Raw genomic sequence first — 16,755 nt, 5'->3', positions numbered from 1 at the left:
AAACCGGACGATATGATGTGTTCGTGAAAAAAGATATCCCTGCCTCCGAAGAGGCGGGCTATCGTTTCGTCATAAAAAAATCCGGCGGCGGAAATCCCGCGAGAGAGCCGGGGAATATCGTGGAAACACGCAAGGGGACAAAAACAAATCGCGCCGGCCGCGGAAAAGGAAATGCGTTTCCGCGCGCGGAAATGTGTTCGCCGCCATAATCGTCGGCGCGACCGCAAATACTGGAGGGGGCTTGCATCGATTTTTCGGACGAGCACGCTATTTCCATGACGCACGCAATTCCGGCATGATGGCGCTCGGTCGCCCTCGCCGGCGGATTTCCCGTGCGCAAGCTACCGCCAAGGGCTTGCGCCTCATTCACGGTGTTTAACAAGGGGACTTTCCATGCTGAAGAAACTCGCACTTGCCGTTTCCCTCTCCGCCTTCGCGATGGGGGCGGCCCAGGCCGCCGACGTCGTCGTCTCGTCGAAGATCGACACCGAAGGCACGCTGCTCGGCAACGTCATCGCGCTGGCGCTCGAAGCCAACGGCATCAAGACGCAGGACCGCATCGCGCTCGGCGCGACTCCCGTCGTGCGTAAGGCGATCACCGCAGGCGAAATCGACATCTATCCGGAATATACCGGCAATGCCGGCTTCTTCTTCAACAAGGCCGACGACGCCGCCTGGAAGAATATCGACCAGGGTTACGAGCTGGCGAAGAAGCTCGATTACGACGCCAACAAGATCGTCTGGCTGACGCCCTCGCCCGCCAACAACACCTGGGCGCTCGCCGTGCGCAACGACGTCGCAGGGCCGAACAAGCTGAAGAGCCTGACGGACTTCGGCAAGTGGGTGGCCGGCGGCGGCACCGCCAAGCTTGCGGCCTCGGCCGAATTTGTCAATTCGGCCGGCGCGCTTCCCGCCTTCCAGACAACCTACGGCTTCCAGTTGAAGCCCGACCAGATGGTCGTTCTCTCCGGCGGCGATACGGCGGCGACGATCAAGGCGGCGGCCGACCAGACGAATGGCGTCAACACCGCCATGGTCTACGGTACCGATGGCGCGATCGAAGCGGCCGAGCTCACCGTTCTCGAAGACGACAAGGGCGTGCAGCAGGTCTATGCGCCCACCCCGATCATCCGTGAAGAGGTGCTGAAGGCCAATCCGAAGATCGAGGAAATCCTCTCGCCGATCTTCAAGAGCCTGAGCGCCGACGAGTTGCGCAAGCTCAACGCCAAGATCCAGGTCGACGGCGAGCCGGCAAAGTCCGTCGCCGAAGCCTATCTCAAGGAAAAAGGCTTCCTGAAGTAATCATCGCCCGCTCCGCCCCTCGCGGGCGGAGCTTCCCTTTGCCGACAGGCCAGACGGGGTTGGATTGCCAGACAGGGTTGGATCGATGGAAGAAACCTCAGCGGTCCGCAGGCTGGACCGGCTCGGCGTGGTTCTGGTGGCCGGCGGCATTGCGGCGACGGCGCTGATGCCTTTCATCTATGTCAAGGCGAACCGCATCGCCGCCGGCAAGCCGATGCTGCTGACGCAGCTTCTTCCCCAGCCTTCCGTCATCATCCTGACCGCGCTTCTCGTTCTCATCGCCTTCGCCACGCTTTTTCTGCGCAACGCGCTGGCGCGGCTCACAATTGCGACACTCTGCCTTGCGGCGCTTGTCGTGGCGATCGGCCTCGTCTCGACGGCGGCCACGCCGCCCGGAAGCACGGTGGCGCGCATGACGCCCGGCGGCGGTTTCTGGGTGCTGCTTGCGGTGATCGGGCTGATCATCTCGGATGCGCTGGTCAAGATCCGGCTGGCGCCGTGGATGCGGGTCGCAGCCCTGGCCGCCTATGCGGCGCTGCTCTTCGCCTTCCTTTCTTCCGGTCTGCTCGACAGCCTGTCGATCATGAAGGAATTCTCGACGCGGGCGCCGCAATTCGAGAGCGAAGCGATCGCGCATCTGCTGCTTGCCTTCGGTTCACTCGCCATCGCCATTGTTCTCGGCCTGCCGCTCGGCATCCTCTGCTTCTGGGTGCCGAAACTGCGCGCCGTCGTGTTGCAGGGCCTCAGCCTCATCCAGACGATCCCCAGCCTGGCGCTCTTCGGCCTTCTGATGCTGCCGCTCGGCTACCTCGCCACCCATGTGCCTGTCGCCGCCGCCATCGGCATTCGCGGCATCGGCACGGCGCCCGCCTTGATCGCACTGGTGCTCTATTCGCTGCTGCCGATCGTCGCCAACACCGTCGTCGGCCTGCAGGGCGTCGACCCCGCCGTGCGCGATGCCGCCGCCGGCATGGGGCTGACGCGCCGGCAGATCCTCACCGGCATCGACATGCCGCTTGCCTTTCCCGTCATCCTCACCGGCATCCGCATCGTGCTGGTGCAGGCAATCGGCATGGTGACGATCGCCGCACTGATCGGCGGCGGCGGCTTCGGCATCTTCATCTTCCAGGGGCTCGGCCAGACGGCGATGGACCTCGTCCTGCTCGGCGCCGTGCCGACCGTCTTCTTCGCCTTCTCATCGGCCGTCATCCTCGATGCGGTCATCGACAGCATCCGGGGATCCGCCGCATGAGCATGATCGAGATCAGCAACGTCACCAAGCGCTACGGCACGGCCACCGTCGTCGACCAAGTCTCGATGAGCGTCGAAAAGGGCGAGATCACCGTCATCGTCGGCACGTCGGGCTCCGGCAAATCGACGCTGATGCGGATGATCAACCGGCTGGTGCCGATCACCGAAGGTCAGATCTTCGTCGGCGGCCAGAATGTGATGGACGTCGAGGTCACCGAACTTCGCCGCAAGATCGGCTATGCCATCCAGGGCCACGGCCTGTTTCCGCATCGGACCGTGGCGCAGAATATCGCCACCGTCCCGCAGCTGCTCGAATGGGATGCCACCCGCATCGCCAGGCGCGTCGAGGAACTGCTCGGGCTCTTCAACCTCGATCCGGCTGAGTTCGCCGAGAAATATCCGCACCAGCTGTCCGGCGGCCAGCAGCAGCGCGTCGGTGTGGCGCGGGCACTTGCCGCCGAGCCGGAACTGCTGTTGATGGACGAACCCTTCGGCGCCCTCGACCCGGTCATCCGCGGCAAGGCGCAGGACGATCTGCTGGCGATCCAGAAGCAATTCGGCACGACCATCATCCTCGTCACCCACGACATGGACGAGGCCTTCCATCTCGGCAACCAGATCGCCGTGATGAGCCAGGGCCGATTGCTGCAATGCTCGACGCCGGAAAAGATCCTCACCGAACCGGCCGATCCTTTCGTGCAGCAATTGACCGGCACCTCCGACCGGGCGCTGAAGCTGATGTCGCTGCTGCCGCTGAAGGAAAGCATGGCGCCGGCGAAAAGCGGTCTCGCCTACGCGCTGCCGCAGTCGCTGAGTCTCCGCGACGCGCTCGCCGAAATGATCTGGCAGGGGGTCGACGAGGCGGCGGTGCAGGACGGCGAAAAGGCGCCTGTCGGATCGATCTCGATGAGCCGGCTTCTCGAACTGGGCCGCAAGGCATGAAACTCCTCGTCGCCAATCTCTTCCGGCTGGCCGCACTCGCGCTGCTCTTGATCCTGCTGTTCAGGACGGAGTGGCTTTCCTTCCTGCTTGTGCCGCTGACCAGCAACAATGCGCCTGCCGTCTATACGCAGAACAGCCTTGCTTCGCTCGCGGCCGGCCATTTGCAGCTGGTTGTGGGATCGATCGTCTGCAGCGCCGTGCTCGCCGTTGTCGGCGGCATCTTCGTGACGCGGGAAAGTGGGGCCGACTTTCTGCCGCTGTCGCGGGCCATCGCCAATGCCGGCCAGACTTTCCCGCCGGTCGCGGTGCTGGCGCTCGCCGTGCCGGCCACCGGCTTCGGCGCCATGCCGACGCTGATCGCGCTTTTCCTCTACGGCCTGCTGCCGATTTTCGAAAACACCGTCGCCGGTCTGAAACAGGTGTCGCCGCAGGTGCTCGACGCCGCCGACGGCATGGGCATGAATGCGACGCAGCGGCTGTTGCGCGTCGAGCTGCCGCTTGCCCTGCCGCTGATCCTCGAAGGGCTGAAGGTGGCGACCGTCATCAATATCGGCACGGCGACGATCGGCTCGACGGTGGCGGCAAAGGGCCTCGGCGAGGTGATCATCGCTGGACTGATATCGGACAATACCGCCTTCATCCTGCAGGGCGGCCTGATCGTCGGGCTGATGGCAGTGCTGATCTATGACGCCATGGGCCTCGTCGAAGCGGCGATCACCCGAAGAATCGGCTTGCGCCCGGCGTAAGAGGACGGGTACCAAGGCTGCGGTGCCGGCGTTACGAGAGTCGGCGCAATGGGAGGCCGCCTTGGCGAAGATGATCCACTCCATGATCCGCGTTCTCGACGAGGCGCGCTCCGTCGATTTCTACAGCAAAGCCTTCGGCCTTTCGGTCGCCGACCGCGTCGATTTCGACACTTTCACGCTGATCTACATGAGCAATGCCGAGACCGGTTTCGAGCTGGAGCTGACGGTCAACAAGGGCCGGACCGCGCCCTATGAGCTCGGCAATGCCTATGGCCATCTCGCCGTCTCGGTCGAGGAAGTCGCCATCGAGCGCGAGCGGCTGTCGAAGCTCGGGCTTCATCCGGGCGAACTGGTGGAACTCAACCGCGACGGCAAGCTCTTCGGCCTGTTCTTCTTCATCAGCGATCCCGACGGCTACAAGATCGAAGTGCTGCAGCGCCACGGCCGGTTTCTCTAGGAATATCTCATGATCGAAAAGACCGCGCTCAACTCCGGCTGGACGCTGACCTGTAACGATACAGGAAGGCCCGGACTATGGGACGCGATACCCGTGACGGTGCCGGGATGCGTGCATACCGACCTTCTCGCCAACCGGCTGATTCCCGATCCCTATGTCGACGTCAACGAGATCACCAATGACTGGATCGGCAAGACCGACTGGACCTATCGCTGCATGTTCGAGGCGATGCCCAGGGATGGCGGGGTGCAGGAGCTCGTCTTCGACGGGCTCGATACGATCGCCACCATCGTTCTCAACGGTGAGGAGATCGGCCGCACCTTCAACATGCACCGCAGCTATCGCTTCGATGTGTCGAAGCTGCTGAAGGCCGGCGCCAACGACCTCACCGTCACCTTCCGCTCGGCTTACGCCTATGGCGCGGAGATGGAGAGACATTACGGCTACCGGCCCAACAATTATCCGGGACCGGGCAATCTAATGCGCAAGATGGCCTGCAATTTCGGCTGGGACTGGGGGCCGACGCTGGTGACGGCGGGCGTCTGGAAGCCTGTGAGGCTGGAAAGCTGGGACCGGGCGCGGCTTGCCGAGACGCGCGTGTCGGCCACGCTTGCCGGTCGCGACGGGCTGGTGAAGGTGCATGCGCGGCTGGCGCGGCATGGCGATCACGGGCCCTGCAGGCTTGTCGCCGAGATCGGCGGTGTGAGCACGACGGTAGCGATCGCGCCTGGCGAAGACACGGTCGCCTTCGAGCTTACCCTGCCCTCGCCCCAGCTCTGGTGGCCGCACCATCTCGGTGCGCAGCCGCTCTACCCGCTGACGCTGAAGCTGATCGACGAGGCCGGCGCTCAGCTCGACAGCTTCGAGCGCGAACTCGGCTTCCGCTCGCTGCGGCTCGATACCGCGGCCGACGCACACGGCTCGGCCTTCACCTTCGTCATCAACGACGTGCCGCTGTTCATCTGCGGGGCGAACTGGATTCCGGACGATTGTTTCCCCCCGCGGGTGACGGCCGAGCGTTATGCCGCGCGGATCGAGGAGGCAAAGGCCGCCAATATTCACCTGCTGCGCGTCTGGGGCGGCGGCATATTCGAGGCGGATGAATTCTACCAGGCCTGCGACCGCCTGGGCATGCTGGTCTGGCAGGATTTCCTCTTTGCCTGCGCCGCCTATCCCGAGGAGGAGCCGCTGAAGAGCGAGGTCGAGGCGGAGGTGCGCGACAATGTCGTGCGGCTGATGCCGCATGCTTCGCTGGTCCTCTGGAACGGCAATAACGAGAATATCTGGGGCTTCGAGGAATGGGGCTGGCGGCCGATCATCAAGGCGGGCGAAAGCTGGGGGCTCGGCTATTATCTCGACCTGCTGCCGAGACTCTGTGGCGAACTCGATCCCGACCGGCCCTATTATCCCGGCAGCCCCTATTCCGGCTCTATGGAGATCGAACCGAATGCCGACGGACATGGCTGCAAACATATCTGGGACGTGTGGAACGATGTCGGCTACGAGGTCTATCGGAATTATATCCCGCGCTTCTGCTCCGAATTCGGCTGGCAGGCGCCGGCGGCCTGGGCGACGATCGAAGAAAGCGTGCATGATGCGCCGCTGACGCCGCAATCGAACGGCGTCTTCCATCACCAGAAGACCACCCAAGGCAACGACAAGCTGATCCGCGGCCTCGCCGGCCATCTGCCGGCGCCGCAGACGATGGACGACTGGCACTTCGCCACCCAGCTCAACCAGGCCCGCGCCATCCGCTTCGGCATCGAGCACATGCGCTCGCATCGGGACATCTGCAAGGGCGCGGTGGTCTGGCAGTTCAACGACTGCTGGCCGGTGACCTCCTGGGCGGCACTCGATTCGGCCGGGCGCCGCAAGCCGCTCTGGTATGCGCTGAAGGCGGCCTATGATCCGCGCCTCTTGACGATCCAGCCACGCGGCGACGGGCTGGCGGCGGTGGCGGTCAACGAACGCACATTGTTCTGGCGGGCGAAGATTGCCGGCAAACGCATGCAGCTCGACGGCACTGTGCTGGCCGAATTCGAATTCTGGCGGCTGCTCTGCGACCGCTTCGAGGCCAAGGAGTTTCCGTTGCCCGAGGATATCGTCACTCCGGACTTACCGAAGGACGAGGTCGTTGTCGTCGAGATGCTCGACAGGCGGGCCTTTCATTATTTCGTCGAGGATATCGACCTCAATCTGGCGGCGCCGCGGCTGGCGGTCGATGTCAGCGGGATCGACGGTGGGGTCGCCGTGAAGGTGATGGCGGAAAATTTCCTCAAGGATCTTTGCCTGATGGCGGATCGGCTGGATCCGGATGCGGTGGTCGATTCGATGCTGGTGACGCTGCTGCCGGGTGAGAGCCATGTGTTCGTGGTGAAGACGGCAAAGGCGATCAGGGCAGAAGATATCACCGTCGGCACCGTGCTGCGCTCGGCCAATGATCTTGTTGCGGGTTCGCGCAAGAAAGACCCCTCCCCAACCCCTCCCCACAAGGGGGAGGGACTAACCTGGCGCACTGTATGATGCCAAACAGCAACCTTTTCTGCAGATGAAACGGTGAAGTGGAACACGTCGGGGGCGGCACTCAAGCCCCTCCCCCTTGTGGGGAGGGGTTGGGGAGGGGTTTCACCGGACAAGGGGCCGCCGAGCCCACGACATCACCAACCACCAAAAAGGCCCCGCCTCCACGGGGCCCTTCCAGCTCGGCAATCGGACGACGTTACATCCAGTAGGGCGGCACGCCGTAGTAATCATAGACCCGGCGTCCATTGTCGTTGTACCAGGTGTCGTCATCGTCCGAATAGCTCGGGGCGCCTTCGATCTGTTCCTTGGTCAGGTCGATGCGATAGCCGTCCAGCTGGGTGTCGTAGTTCAGCTTTTCCCAGGGCAGCGGATAGTGGTCGTGACCGATGCCGAGGAAGCCGCCGAAGCTCAGCACGGCATAGGCGACGCGACCGTCGCGCTTGCCGATGATCAGGCGCTCGATCGAGCCGATATGCTTGCCGTCGGCGCCATAAACACGGGTGCCTTCGACGCGGTCGCTGGCGATCATCGAATGCGTCTCCTTTGCATTCGGGTCGCGGCGATTGGCGTCAGTATCCTGATTCAACATTGTCGATCTCCTTTGGGTGTTCCTCGGATTGGGGATGCAAGATCAACGCCATGGCGGACTCAAAGTTCCCAACCTCCGGCACGATTGCACATCGGCGAATGTTGACGTTTACGTCAAGGTTATTGTAGCTTCATTCGGCTTGAACCGTTCAGGCAATGGCATAAGCTGCCGGACTGGAAGATGGAGGATCCTTCAGTCGATTCCCGGCGCGAGCCGGCGCGGCGGCCGCAAGGGAGAGAGGATAAGATGAACAGCATTTCCGTCCATCCGAACGGAGCCAAGCCCGAGAAGCCCTGGCTTGCCGCCTATCCGGAAATGGTGCCGGCCGAGCTGCCGCCGCTGGAATATGCCTCGCTTGCCGAACTGCTCGAAAAATCCTGCGCCCGTTACGCCGACCGGACCGCCTTTTCCAGCATGGGCAAGGCGATGCGCTACCGCGACCTGGAAAGCCAGACGCGCAAACTCGCCGCCTGGCTGCAGAGCATCGGCCTGGAGAAGGGCGACCGCGTCGCGGTGATGATGCCGAACGTCTTGCAGAACCCGGTCGCGACCTACGCCATCCTCCGGGCCGGCCTCGTCGTCGTCAACGTCAATCCGCTCTATACGCCGCGCGAGCTCGAACATCAGCTGCGCGATTCCGGCGCCAAGGCGATCTTCGTGCTGGAGAATTTCGCCCGCACCGTGGAGCAGGTCTTGAACAAGACCGACCTTCGCCACGTCGTCGTCACCTCGCTCGGCGAAATGCTGGGGGCCAAGGGGCTGATCGTCAATTTCGCCGTGCGCAAGGTGAAGAAGCTCGTTCCCTCCTGGTCGATCCCTCAGCACAAGAGCTTCAGCCGGGTGCTGCGCGAAGGGGCGAATAAAACGCTGCGGCCGGTGACACTGGCCGGCAGCGATATCGCTTTCCTGCAATATACCGGCGGCACGACGGGCGTTGCCAAGGGCGCCGTGCTGACGCATGCGAACCTGCTCGCCAACAAGCTGCAGCTGTCGCTCTGGCTGCGATCGGCTTTCGAGCGCAAGAAACAGCCGGAAGTGCTGAATTTCCTCTGCGCCCTGCCGCTCTATCACATCTTCGCGCTGACGGTGAATTCGCTGATGGGCTTGTCGCTCGGCGCTCATAATATTTTGATCGCCAATCCGCGCGACATACCCGGCCTCGTCAAGGAATTCGGCAAGTCCAACGTGCATATCTTCCCCGGCCTCAACACGCTGTTCAATGCGCTGATGAACAATGCCGATTTTGCCAAGCTCGACTTCTCGCCGCTGATCATGTCGCTCGGCGGCGGCATGGCCGTACAGCGCCCGGTCGCCGACCGCTGGCTAAAGATGACGGGCACGCCGGTGACGGAGGGCTACGGGCTTTCCGAGACCTCGCCGGTTGCCACCGCCAACCGTTTCGATTCGGCCGAATTCACCGGCACGATCGGCCTGCCGATGCCCTCCACCGATCTCGATATCCGCGACGAGGACGGCCATTCGCTGCCCTTGGGCGAAGTCGGCGAGATCTGCATCCGCGGGCCGCAGGTGATGGCCGGCTATTGGCAGAAGCCGGAGGAAACGGCGCGGGTGATGACCGAGGACGGCTACTTCCGCTCGGGCGACATGGGCTTCATGGATGCGCGCGGCTTTACCAAGATCGTCGACCGCAAGAAGGACATGATCCTGGTCTCCGGCTTCAACGTCTATCCGAACGAGATCGAGGAAGTCGCCGCCATGCATGCCGGCATCCTCGAGGCCGCCGCCGTCGGCGTGCCGGACGGGCATTCGGGCGAGGCGGTGAAACTCTTCGTCGTCAGGAAAGATCCGAACCTGACCGAAGCCGAGGTGAAGGCCCATTGCATCGCCAATCTCACCAATTACAAACGGCCGCGCTTCATCGAGTTCCGCACCGAGCTGCCGAAGTCGCCTGTGGGTAAGATCCTGCGCAAGGATCTGCGCGGCTGAATTTGACAACCGCATGACAATAGGTGCCATCCGCACGCCGCGGGTGGCTTTTTTCATGTTTCGACCGGCGGCTGAACTTGATTTGCACTGGAGAAAGCGAATAGTTTCCGCAACCTTTCCGCCTCCAAAGGAGCCTCCCATGAAAGCCATCGTCGAACAGCTGAAAAGCACCGCTGATGCCACCAAGGCAACCGACATCCGGGCCGCTTTCGCCGCCGATCCGCAGCGCTTTTCGCGCTTTTCCGTGGCGCTCGATGACCTCCTGATGGATTTTTCCAAGACGGCGGTCAATGACGACATCCTCAAGCTCCTGGTCAAGCTTGCCGAAGAGGGCGGGGTCGAAAAGAAGCGCGAGGAAATGTTCTCCGGCAAGGCGATCAATTTCACCGAGGACCGCGCCGTTCTGCACACCGCCTTGCGCAACCGCTCCAACACGCCGGTTCTGGTCGACGGCAAGGACGTCATGCCCGATGTCAACGCGGTGCTTGCCGCCATGGGCAGGTTTGCCGACGAGATCCGCTCCGGCGCGCTGAAAGGCGCGACCGGCAAGCCAATCACCGATGTCGTCAATATCGGCATCGGCGGCTCGGATCTCGGCCCCGTGATGGCGACGCTGGCGCTTGCCCCCTTCCATGACGGCCCGCGCGCCCATTTCGTCTCCAATATCGACGGCGCTCATATTGCCGATATCCTGAAGCTGGTGCAGCCGGAGACGACGCTGTTCATCGTCGCCTCGAAGACCTTCACCACGGTGGAGACGATGACCAATGCGCAGACGGCGCGCAATTTTATCGCCAAGGCGCTCGGCGAAGCGGCCGTGCAGCACCATTTCGCCGCCGTCTCGACGGCGCTCGACAAGGTCGCCGCCTTCGGCATCGACAGCGCCCGTGTCTTCGGCTTCTGGGATTGGGTCGGCGGCCGCTACTCGATCTGGTCGGCGATCGGCCTGCCGCTGATGATCGCCGTCGGCCCGGAAAATTTCGGCAAATTCCTCGATGGCGCCCATGCCGTCGACAATCACTTCCGTAAGGCGCCGATTACCGAAAACCTGCCGATGCTGCTCGGCCTGATCGGCTTCTACCACCGCAATGTGCTCGGTTACCCCACCCGCGCCATCCTGCCTTACGACCAGCGCCTGTCGCGCTTCCCGGCCTATCTGCAGCAGCTCGACATGGAATCGAACGGCAAGGGCGTCACCATCGACGGCACGCCGGTCGAGGGCAATTCCGGCCCGGTCGTCTGGGGCGAGCCCGGCACCAACGGCCAGCACGCCTTCTACCAGCTCATCCATCAGGGCACGAGCATCATCCCGGCCGAATTCATGATCGCCGCCAACGCCTTCGAGCCGGAGCTGCGCCACCAGCACCAGCTTTTGATCTCCAACGTGCTCGCCCAGTCGGAAGCGCTAATGAAGGGCCGCAGCTTTGCGGAAGCCAAGAAGCAGCTGACCGACAAGGGCATGGACGACAAGAAGGCCGATTTCATCGCCCCGCACCGCGTCTTCACCGGCAACCGCCCGTCGATCACCTTCGTCTACGACAAGCTCACCCCCTACGCGCTTGGCCGCCTGATCGCCCTTTACGAACATCGCGTCTTCGTCGAAGGCGTCCTCTTCCGCATCAACTCCTTCGACCAATGGGGGGTCGAACTCGGCAAGGAACTGGCAACCGGCCTGCTGCCTGTTGTCGAGGGCAAAGAGAGCGCGGCATCGCATGATTCCTCGACGCAGGGCCTGGTTGCGGCGCTGGCGAAGCTGGCGAAGTAAGTATCGAGGGCCGCCCCTCACCCTAGCCCTCTCCCCGTAAACGGGGCGAGGGGACATGCCCTGCGAGAGGTGAGTGAGGAACGGAGAGGTTGCGGCATATCCTCTTCTCCCCAGCGGGGAGAAGGTGGCGGCAGCCGGATGAGGGGGCCTCACGGCACACCCTTCACCTCACAGCCTACCCTGAGCGCGCGCCAATGCCAGCTCGGTTAAAGCTCGCATGGATGTAGTTAAGAAAGACCGGCGTCGCCGGCCCCCTCATCCGCCCTACGGGCACCTTCTCCCCGCTGGGGAGAAGAGGGAGTCGAGACGCTGCGGCTTCGCCCTTTTTTTCGGTCCGAAGGATGGGTCGGGACCGGTGGCTCGACGCCGAGTGCTGCGCCACAAAAGCGGATTGAACGTTCTTCTAATAGAAAATTGTAGAAAGAATTCTTTCAATCTGTCGCCATCGCCCTAGATTTAAGCAAAATCTGTGCGGAGTGCCGTTCCGACGACATGGCTTGCCATGCCGGGGATCGCGCTCCATTTCATTGTTCCGCTGGCGCTTGCACCGGGCCACCCGCATCCGGATCACGGCCCCTGCCAGGTTCAGGAGATCGCCCGAGACGTTCGCCACAGAGCGTTTCCACGTTCCATCCTCACCAAAGGAAGCTCATGAGCCGTCTTATCGTCGTTTCCAATCGTGTCCCCATGCCGGCCAAGGATGGGAGCGCCGCGGCCGGCGGGCTTGCTGTCGCGTTGCAGGCAGCCTTGGAGGCGCGTGGCGGCATCTGGATGGGATGGTCGGGAGAGTCGAGCGGCGACAGGGAGCCTGGCCCGCTGTCGCAACTGCAGAAGGGCAACATCACCTATGCGCTGACCAATCTCACCGATACCGATGTCGAGGAATATTACCGCGGATTTGCGAACCGTGTTCTCTGGCCCATCTGTCACTACCGCCTCGACCTCGCCGAATATGGCCGAAAGGAAATGGCCGGCTATTTCCGCGTCAACCGCTTCTTCGCGCACCGGCTGGCGCCGATGATCGAGCCGGACGATATCATCTGGGTTCACGACTACCACCTCATTCCGCTGGCGGCTGAATTGCGGCAAATGGGGCTGAAGAACCGGATCGGTTTCTTCCTGCATATTCCCTGGCCGCCGGCCGACATTCTCGTCACCATGCCGGTCCACGAAGAGATCATGCGCGGGCTTTCCCACTACGATCTCGTCGGCTTCCAGACCGATTACGATCTCCAGAACTTCGCCGGCTATCTCAGAAGAGAGGGCATTGGCGACGACCTCGGAAACGGATCCTTCGATTCCCATGGGCGGATCTTCAAGGCCGGCGCCTATCCGATCGGGATCGAGACCGCAGCCTTCGCCGAATTCGCCGAGAAAGCCGCAAACCATGTCATGGTGCAGAAGACCGGGCGCAGCATCGAAGGCCGGGACATGATCATCGGCGTCGACCGCCTCGATTATTCCAAGGGCATCATTCAGCGGCTGGACGCATTCGAACGCTTCCTTACCAACAATCCTGCCTACCAGAACAAGGTCACCTATCTGCAGGTCACGCCGAAATCGCGATCGGAAGTTCCCGAATACGAGCATATGCAGAAGATGGTCGCCGAGCAGGCCGGCCGCGTCAACGGCGCCATCGGAACGGTCGACTGGGTGCCGATCCGCTATGTCAACCGATCGATCAGCCGCACCGTGCTCGCCGGCCTCTACCGCCTGGCGACGATCGGGCTGGTCACGCCGTTGCGCGACGGCATGAATCTCGTCGCCAAGGAATATGTCGCCGCCCAGGATGCCGATCGCCCGGGCGTCTTGGTGCTATCGCGCTTCGCCGGCGCGGCACGGGAGTTGAAGGGGGCGCTGCTGGTCAATCCCTACGATGTCGAAGGCACGGCCAATGCGCTCGCCAGGGGCCTTGCCATGTCGCTCGAGGAGCGCCGCGAGCGCTGGAGCATGATGATGGAACATCTGCTCTCTCACGACGTCTCGCTCTGGTGCGAAAACTTCCTGCGGGACATGGTGACCGCTCCCGAGCGTCCGGTCGGCTGATCGATCATCGTCCGCTCGTGCAGCTTCGTTTTAGAGCCCGATCTCATGCGCCCAGGGCGGGTTGGCGCCGGCGCGCGACACGGTGACGGCAGCCGCCTTGGCGCCCAGCGCCAGCGCATTGCGCAGCGCTTTTTCATCGAGATTGGCGACCTGCGCCTTGGTCAGCAGATTATCCATCTTCAGCGACGCCAGTACGCCGGCATCGAAAGTGTCGCCGGCGCCGACCGTGTCGACCACCGCGACGCGTTCGCTCGGCACCGTCACCTTGCGCTGCCTGGTGTAACCGGAGGCGCCTTCGGCGCCCTTGGTGATGACGACGAGCTTGGCGCCATGATCAAGCCAGTGGGCGGCGAGCGTATCATGATCGCCTTCGAGGCCGAACCAGTCGAGGTCCTCGTCGGAGAATTTGACGATGTCGGATTTGGCGGCCATGCGCTTGATGCGGGCCATATGCGCCGGTTTGTCCTTGATGAAACCGGGGCGGATATTCGGGTCGAGCGAGATGACGCGGCGGGCGGCCTCGCGGTCGAGCAGCGCCTCGTAGGTTTCGCCGCAGGGGCTGGGGATCAGACTGATCGCGCCGAAATGCAGGGCTTCACAATCGTCGCCAAGCGCCGGCAGGTCGGCCTCGGTGATCATCCGGCCGGCCGTGCCCTCGTCATAGAAGGCATAGGTCGCCTGGCCGTTGACCAGCTTGACGAAGGCGATCGTCGAGGGGCGCGGCGTGATGGCGCACGGGCTGTAATCGACATTGCTCGCCTTCAGCGTTTCGAGCAGGATTTCGCCCATCATGTCATCGGCAATGCCGGTGAAGAAGGCCGTGGGAATGCCGAGGCGGCCGAGCGCGATGGCGGTGTTGAAGATCGCGCCGCCGGCATAGGGCGCAAAGCCCTTTTCGCCCAAGGTGGTGTCCCTCGGCAGCATGTCGATCAAGGCTTCGCCGCAGCACAAAATCATCGCATTCCTCCCAACAGCATTTCTACGTTCATCAACCGGTTAAGCGAGCTTTTGTCAATAGCTAGAGCGAAAGCTCACTTACGCCGCCATTGCGGCCCGACCAGGCGAGCGGCGCATCGAGGAAGGCCTCGACCTCTGCAAGCGTCTTGTCGTCGAACAGTTTCTGCTCCCTGGCGACCGCCAGCACGTTACGCCAGGTGGCGATGTGATGCAGCCGGACCTTGCCGTCGGCAAAACGCTGGTCGCCGAAAATGCCGTAGAAGAACAGCGCGATGCCGTGATCGACGATGCCGCCGGCGGCCCGCACCGCATCGATGAATTTGAACATGCTGCCGCCGGCCGTCGTCAGATCCTCGATGACGAGCACGCGCGAACCTTCCGGCATGTTGCCTTCGATCTGAGCATTGCGGCCATGGCCCTTCGGCTGCTTGCGGACATAGATCATCGGCAGGCCGAGGCGGTCGGCAAGCAGGGCGGCGAAGGGAATGCCGGCGGTCTCGCCGCCGGCGATGCAATCGAATTGCTCGAAGCCGGCATCGCGCAACAGCGTGCTGGCGGCAAAATCCATGACCGTCGAGCGGATGCGCGGGAAGGAGAGCAGCTTGCGGCAATCGATATAGACCGGGCTCGCCATGCCGGAAGAGAGCCTGTAGGGCTGGGCGGCATTGAAATGCACCGCCTTGATCTCCCAGAGCATCTTGGCCACCAGTTCGGCCATCACGGCGCGGTCGGGAAATGTCGTCTGGATCATGCGGCTCTCCTTCGGTTTTGCGTCTCCGGCAATAGCAGCAAGAGGCCATCGTTTCCAGACGCAGGCGCGCTATTCCCCCAAGAGACGGCCGATATCGGGGCCCTGCATCTTCTTGAACAGGGCGATCGCCGCATCGCCCTCCGCCGCATTCAGCGAAACGGCATAACGCACCGCGGCGGCAAGCAGATGCATGGTCAGCCGGGCGATCGCCAGGAGTTCGCTGCGGTCGCGATCCGGCCGGAGGCGGACGAGCACGGCGAGAAATGCCTGGGCATGGAATTGCATATCCTCGGCGTCGATCTGCTGCAGCAGCTTGTCGGTATGGGTCGCATGCCAGATGTCGCGCATCACGGGTTCGCGGCGGAAAAAGGCATAATATTCGTCGGCGATATTGGCGAGCGCGCCGGTGAGCGCCGCAGGCTCGGTCACCTCAGCCAGTTCCGCCTCGACGCAGCGCCTGCCCTCCTCGTTGAAGCGCTCGGCCAATGTGCGGATGATCGCGCTCTTGTCGGGGAAATATTGGTAGAGGGCGCCGAAGGAAAGACCGGCCTTTTCGACGATCTCGCTCATCTTCAGGCCGTCGCTGCCATGGCTTTCGATCAGCTCCGAGGCGACGGCGAGGATCTTCTCGAAACGCTCGCGGCCGCGCTGCTGGCTCGGGATCCGCCGCGGCTGGCCGTTATGCTGCTGGCGCCTGCGCGTTGCGACCGGCTGTTGCGACATGCGTGCTCCTCATGATTGACAAACAAAATAAGAGAGTTTATCTCATTTGGCAAATGAGAGAGTTCCTCTTATTTCATCCGCGGAAGGAGTTTCGACATGCAGATCGTCCTCATCCTTTCCCTCGTGGCCGCCGCCATCGGCAGCGGTCTCGTCGCCGGCATCTTCTTCGCCTTCTCGACCTTCATCATGACCGCCTTCTCGCGCATCCCGGCCGAACAGGGCATCGCCGCGATGAACTCGATCAACTTGACGATCGTCCGCTCGCCCTTCATGGCGCTGTTCGTGCCGACGGCGATCCTCTGCCTCGTCATTGCCGTGCTGGCGCTGATGAACTGGCGCGGCGGGGCTTCCATGCTGATGCTGGCAGGTGCCGCCCTTTATGTGCTTGCCTCGTTCCTCTCGACCATCGTCTTCAACGTGCCGATGAACGATGCGCTGGAGAAGGTCAGCGGCAGCGGGCCGGATGCCGCGGCGCTCTGGAGCACCTATCTCAGGGACTGGACATGGTGGAACCATGTGCGAACGATCGCCTCGCTGCTCGCCTCGGTCGCTTTCGTGCGGGCGCTGATGATTGTTTAGGAGAGACGCCGGCATTCAAGAGAGCCGAGTATGAGGGACGTTGGAGGGTGCCGTGGCTTGGCTTTCGGCTCGGCCCAACAGAGTGCCGATGCCGGCCCCTGGTACAGCCCGGGCTGATCCCTGACAGAATGAACCGGGTTGAAGGTTGACAAGTCATAGTGCGTCGGAGGGAGGGCT

General features: G+C 62.8%; 15 protein-coding genes. 11 read left to right on the top strand and 4 right to left on the bottom strand.

Annotated elements, in window-relative coordinates; translation table 11 throughout:
• Positions 1 to 23 precede the first annotated feature (23 nt).
• The 7 genes from CO666_RS28205 (at position 24) to CO666_RS28175 (ending at position 7,221) form a co-directional block, all read left to right on the top strand.
• On the top strand, positions 24 to 209 hold the full coding sequence (locus CO666_RS28205) for an acetyltransferase (protein WP_245436880.1): 186 nt from the start codon (positions 24 to 26) through the stop codon (positions 207 to 209).
• A gap of 184 nt (positions 210 to 393) precedes the next feature.
• A complete protein-coding gene (gene osmF / locus CO666_RS28200) occupies positions 394 to 1,302 on the top strand; it encodes a glycine betaine ABC transporter substrate-binding protein OsmF (RefSeq protein ID WP_097615322.1) in 909 nt (302 codons plus the stop codon).
• A gap of 85 nt (positions 1,303 to 1,387) precedes the next feature.
• On the top strand, positions 1,388 to 2,554 hold the full coding sequence (locus CO666_RS28195; protein WP_097615321.1) for an ABC transporter permease: 1,167 nt from the start codon (positions 1,388 to 1,390) through the stop codon (positions 2,552 to 2,554).
• Positions 2,551 to 3,495, top strand: coding sequence for an ABC transporter ATP-binding protein (locus CO666_RS28190; RefSeq protein ID WP_097615320.1), 945 nt, complete (start codon positions 2,551 to 2,553; stop codon positions 3,493 to 3,495). Before CO666_RS28195 ends, CO666_RS28190 begins: the two co-directional genes overlap by 4 nt.
• Positions 3,492 to 4,241 (top strand): ABC transporter permease, encoded by a 750-nt coding sequence (locus tag CO666_RS28185; protein WP_097615319.1) that lies wholly within the window; start codon positions 3,492 to 3,494, stop codon positions 4,239 to 4,241. The genes CO666_RS28190 and CO666_RS28185 overlap by 4 nt, the downstream gene beginning before the upstream one ends.
• A gap of 61 nt (positions 4,242 to 4,302) precedes the next feature.
• Positions 4,303 to 4,698: a VOC family protein gene (locus tag CO666_RS28180; RefSeq protein WP_097615318.1), complete on the top strand. Its 396-nt coding sequence runs from the start codon at positions 4,303 to 4,305 to the stop codon at positions 4,696 to 4,698.
• Between the two features lie 9 nt (positions 4,699 to 4,707).
• Positions 4,708 to 7,221, top strand: coding sequence for a glycoside hydrolase family 2 protein (locus CO666_RS28175; RefSeq protein WP_245436879.1), 2,514 nt, complete (start codon positions 4,708 to 4,710; stop codon positions 7,219 to 7,221).
• Between the two features lie 196 nt (positions 7,222 to 7,417).
• On the opposite strand, the gene CO666_RS28170 is transcribed toward CO666_RS28175, so the two are convergent.
• The gene (locus tag CO666_RS28170; RefSeq protein WP_085735977.1) at positions 7,418 to 7,810 is read right to left on the bottom strand and encodes a PRC-barrel domain-containing protein; all 393 of its coding nucleotides are present in this window, start codon (positions 7,808 to 7,810) and stop codon (positions 7,418 to 7,420) included.
• A gap of 246 nt (positions 7,811 to 8,056) precedes the next feature.
• On the opposite strand from CO666_RS28170, the gene CO666_RS28165 reads away from it, so the two are divergent.
• The 3 genes from CO666_RS28165 to otsA all read left to right on the top strand — a co-directional run bounded on the left by CO666_RS28165 (position 8,057) and on the right by otsA (position 13,568).
• The gene (locus CO666_RS28165; RefSeq protein ID WP_097615317.1) at positions 8,057 to 9,757 is read left to right on the top strand and encodes a long-chain fatty acid--CoA ligase; all 1,701 of its coding nucleotides are present in this window, start codon (positions 8,057 to 8,059) and stop codon (positions 9,755 to 9,757) included.
• 139 nt (positions 9,758 to 9,896) lie between these two features.
• Entirely contained in the window at positions 9,897 to 11,522 is a 1,626-nt protein-coding gene (pgi, locus tag CO666_RS28160; protein WP_097615316.1) for a glucose-6-phosphate isomerase, read from the top strand.
• 651 nt (positions 11,523 to 12,173) lie between these two features.
• Entirely contained in the window at positions 12,174 to 13,568 is a 1,395-nt protein-coding gene (gene otsA, locus CO666_RS28155; protein WP_097615315.1) for an alpha,alpha-trehalose-phosphate synthase (UDP-forming), read from the top strand.
• A 30-nt stretch (positions 13,569 to 13,598) separates the two neighbouring features.
• Here otsA and CO666_RS28150 read toward each other — a convergent pair whose 3' ends face one another.
• The 3 genes from CO666_RS28150 to CO666_RS28140 form a co-directional block, all read right to left on the bottom strand.
• On the bottom strand, positions 13,599 to 14,525 hold the full coding sequence (locus tag CO666_RS28150; RefSeq protein WP_097615314.1) for a carbohydrate kinase family protein: 927 nt from the start codon (positions 14,523 to 14,525) through the stop codon (positions 13,599 to 13,601).
• 61 nt (positions 14,526 to 14,586) lie between these two features.
• Positions 14,587 to 15,276 (bottom strand): orotate phosphoribosyltransferase, encoded by a 690-nt coding sequence (locus CO666_RS28145; protein WP_097615313.1) that lies wholly within the window; start codon positions 15,274 to 15,276, stop codon positions 14,587 to 14,589.
• Between the two features lie 69 nt (positions 15,277 to 15,345).
• Positions 15,346 to 15,999 carry a TetR/AcrR family transcriptional regulator gene (locus CO666_RS28140; protein WP_097615312.1) on the bottom strand — a complete coding sequence of 218 codons (654 nt, stop codon included), beginning with the start codon at positions 15,997 to 15,999 and terminating at the stop codon, positions 15,346 to 15,348.
• Between the two features lie 96 nt (positions 16,000 to 16,095).
• On the opposite strand from CO666_RS28140, the gene CO666_RS28135 reads away from it, so the two are divergent.
• Entirely contained in the window at positions 16,096 to 16,578 is a 483-nt protein-coding gene (locus CO666_RS28135; protein ID WP_097615311.1) for an anthrone oxygenase family protein, read from the top strand.
• The last annotated feature ends 177 nt before the right edge of the window (positions 16,579 to 16,755 follow it).

It is taken from the genome of Rhizobium chutanense (assembly GCF_002531935.1).
Classification (GTDB): domain Bacteria; phylum Pseudomonadota; class Alphaproteobacteria; order Rhizobiales; family Rhizobiaceae; genus Rhizobium; species Rhizobium chutanense.
The sequence above is the reverse complement of the archived record's forward strand: the minus strand, read 5'-3'. Positions and strand labels throughout refer to the sequence as shown.

Bases quoted from the DNA above. Each gene is read 5' to 3' on its own strand.
- CO666_RS28195 (WP_097615321.1), top strand. From the start codon at position 1,388: ATGGAAGAAACCTCAGCGGTCCGCAGGCTGGACCGGCTCGGCGTGGTT.
- otsA (WP_097615315.1), top strand. From the start codon at position 12,174: ATGAGCCGTCTTATCGTCGTTTCCAATCGTGTCCCCATGCCGGCCAAG.
- CO666_RS28175 (WP_245436879.1), top strand. From the start codon at position 4,708: ATGATCGAAAAGACCGCGCTCAACTCCGGCTGGACGCTGACCTGTAAC.
- pgi (WP_097615316.1), top strand. From the start codon at position 9,897: ATGAAAGCCATCGTCGAACAGCTGAAAAGCACCGCTGATGCCACCAAG.
- CO666_RS28145 (WP_097615313.1), bottom strand. From the start codon at position 15,276: ATGATCCAGACGACATTTCCCGACCGCGCCGTGATGGCCGAACTGGTG.
- CO666_RS28150 (WP_097615314.1), bottom strand. From the start codon at position 14,525: ATGATTTTGTGCTGCGGCGAAGCCTTGATCGACATGCTGCCGAGGGAC.
- CO666_RS28135 (WP_097615311.1), top strand. From the start codon at position 16,096: ATGCAGATCGTCCTCATCCTTTCCCTCGTGGCCGCCGCCATCGGCAGC.
- CO666_RS28185 (WP_097615319.1), top strand. From the start codon at position 3,492: ATGAAACTCCTCGTCGCCAATCTCTTCCGGCTGGCCGCACTCGCGCTG.
- CO666_RS28165 (WP_097615317.1), top strand. From the start codon at position 8,057: ATGAACAGCATTTCCGTCCATCCGAACGGAGCCAAGCCCGAGAAGCCC.
- osmF (WP_097615322.1), top strand. From the start codon at position 394: ATGCTGAAGAAACTCGCACTTGCCGTTTCCCTCTCCGCCTTCGCGATG.
- CO666_RS28170 (WP_085735977.1), bottom strand. From the start codon at position 7,810: ATGTTGAATCAGGATACTGACGCCAATCGCCGCGACCCGAATGCAAAG.
- CO666_RS28140 (WP_097615312.1), bottom strand. From the start codon at position 15,999: ATGTCGCAACAGCCGGTCGCAACGCGCAGGCGCCAGCAGCATAACGGC.
- CO666_RS28190 (WP_097615320.1), top strand. From the start codon at position 2,551: ATGAGCATGATCGAGATCAGCAACGTCACCAAGCGCTACGGCACGGCC.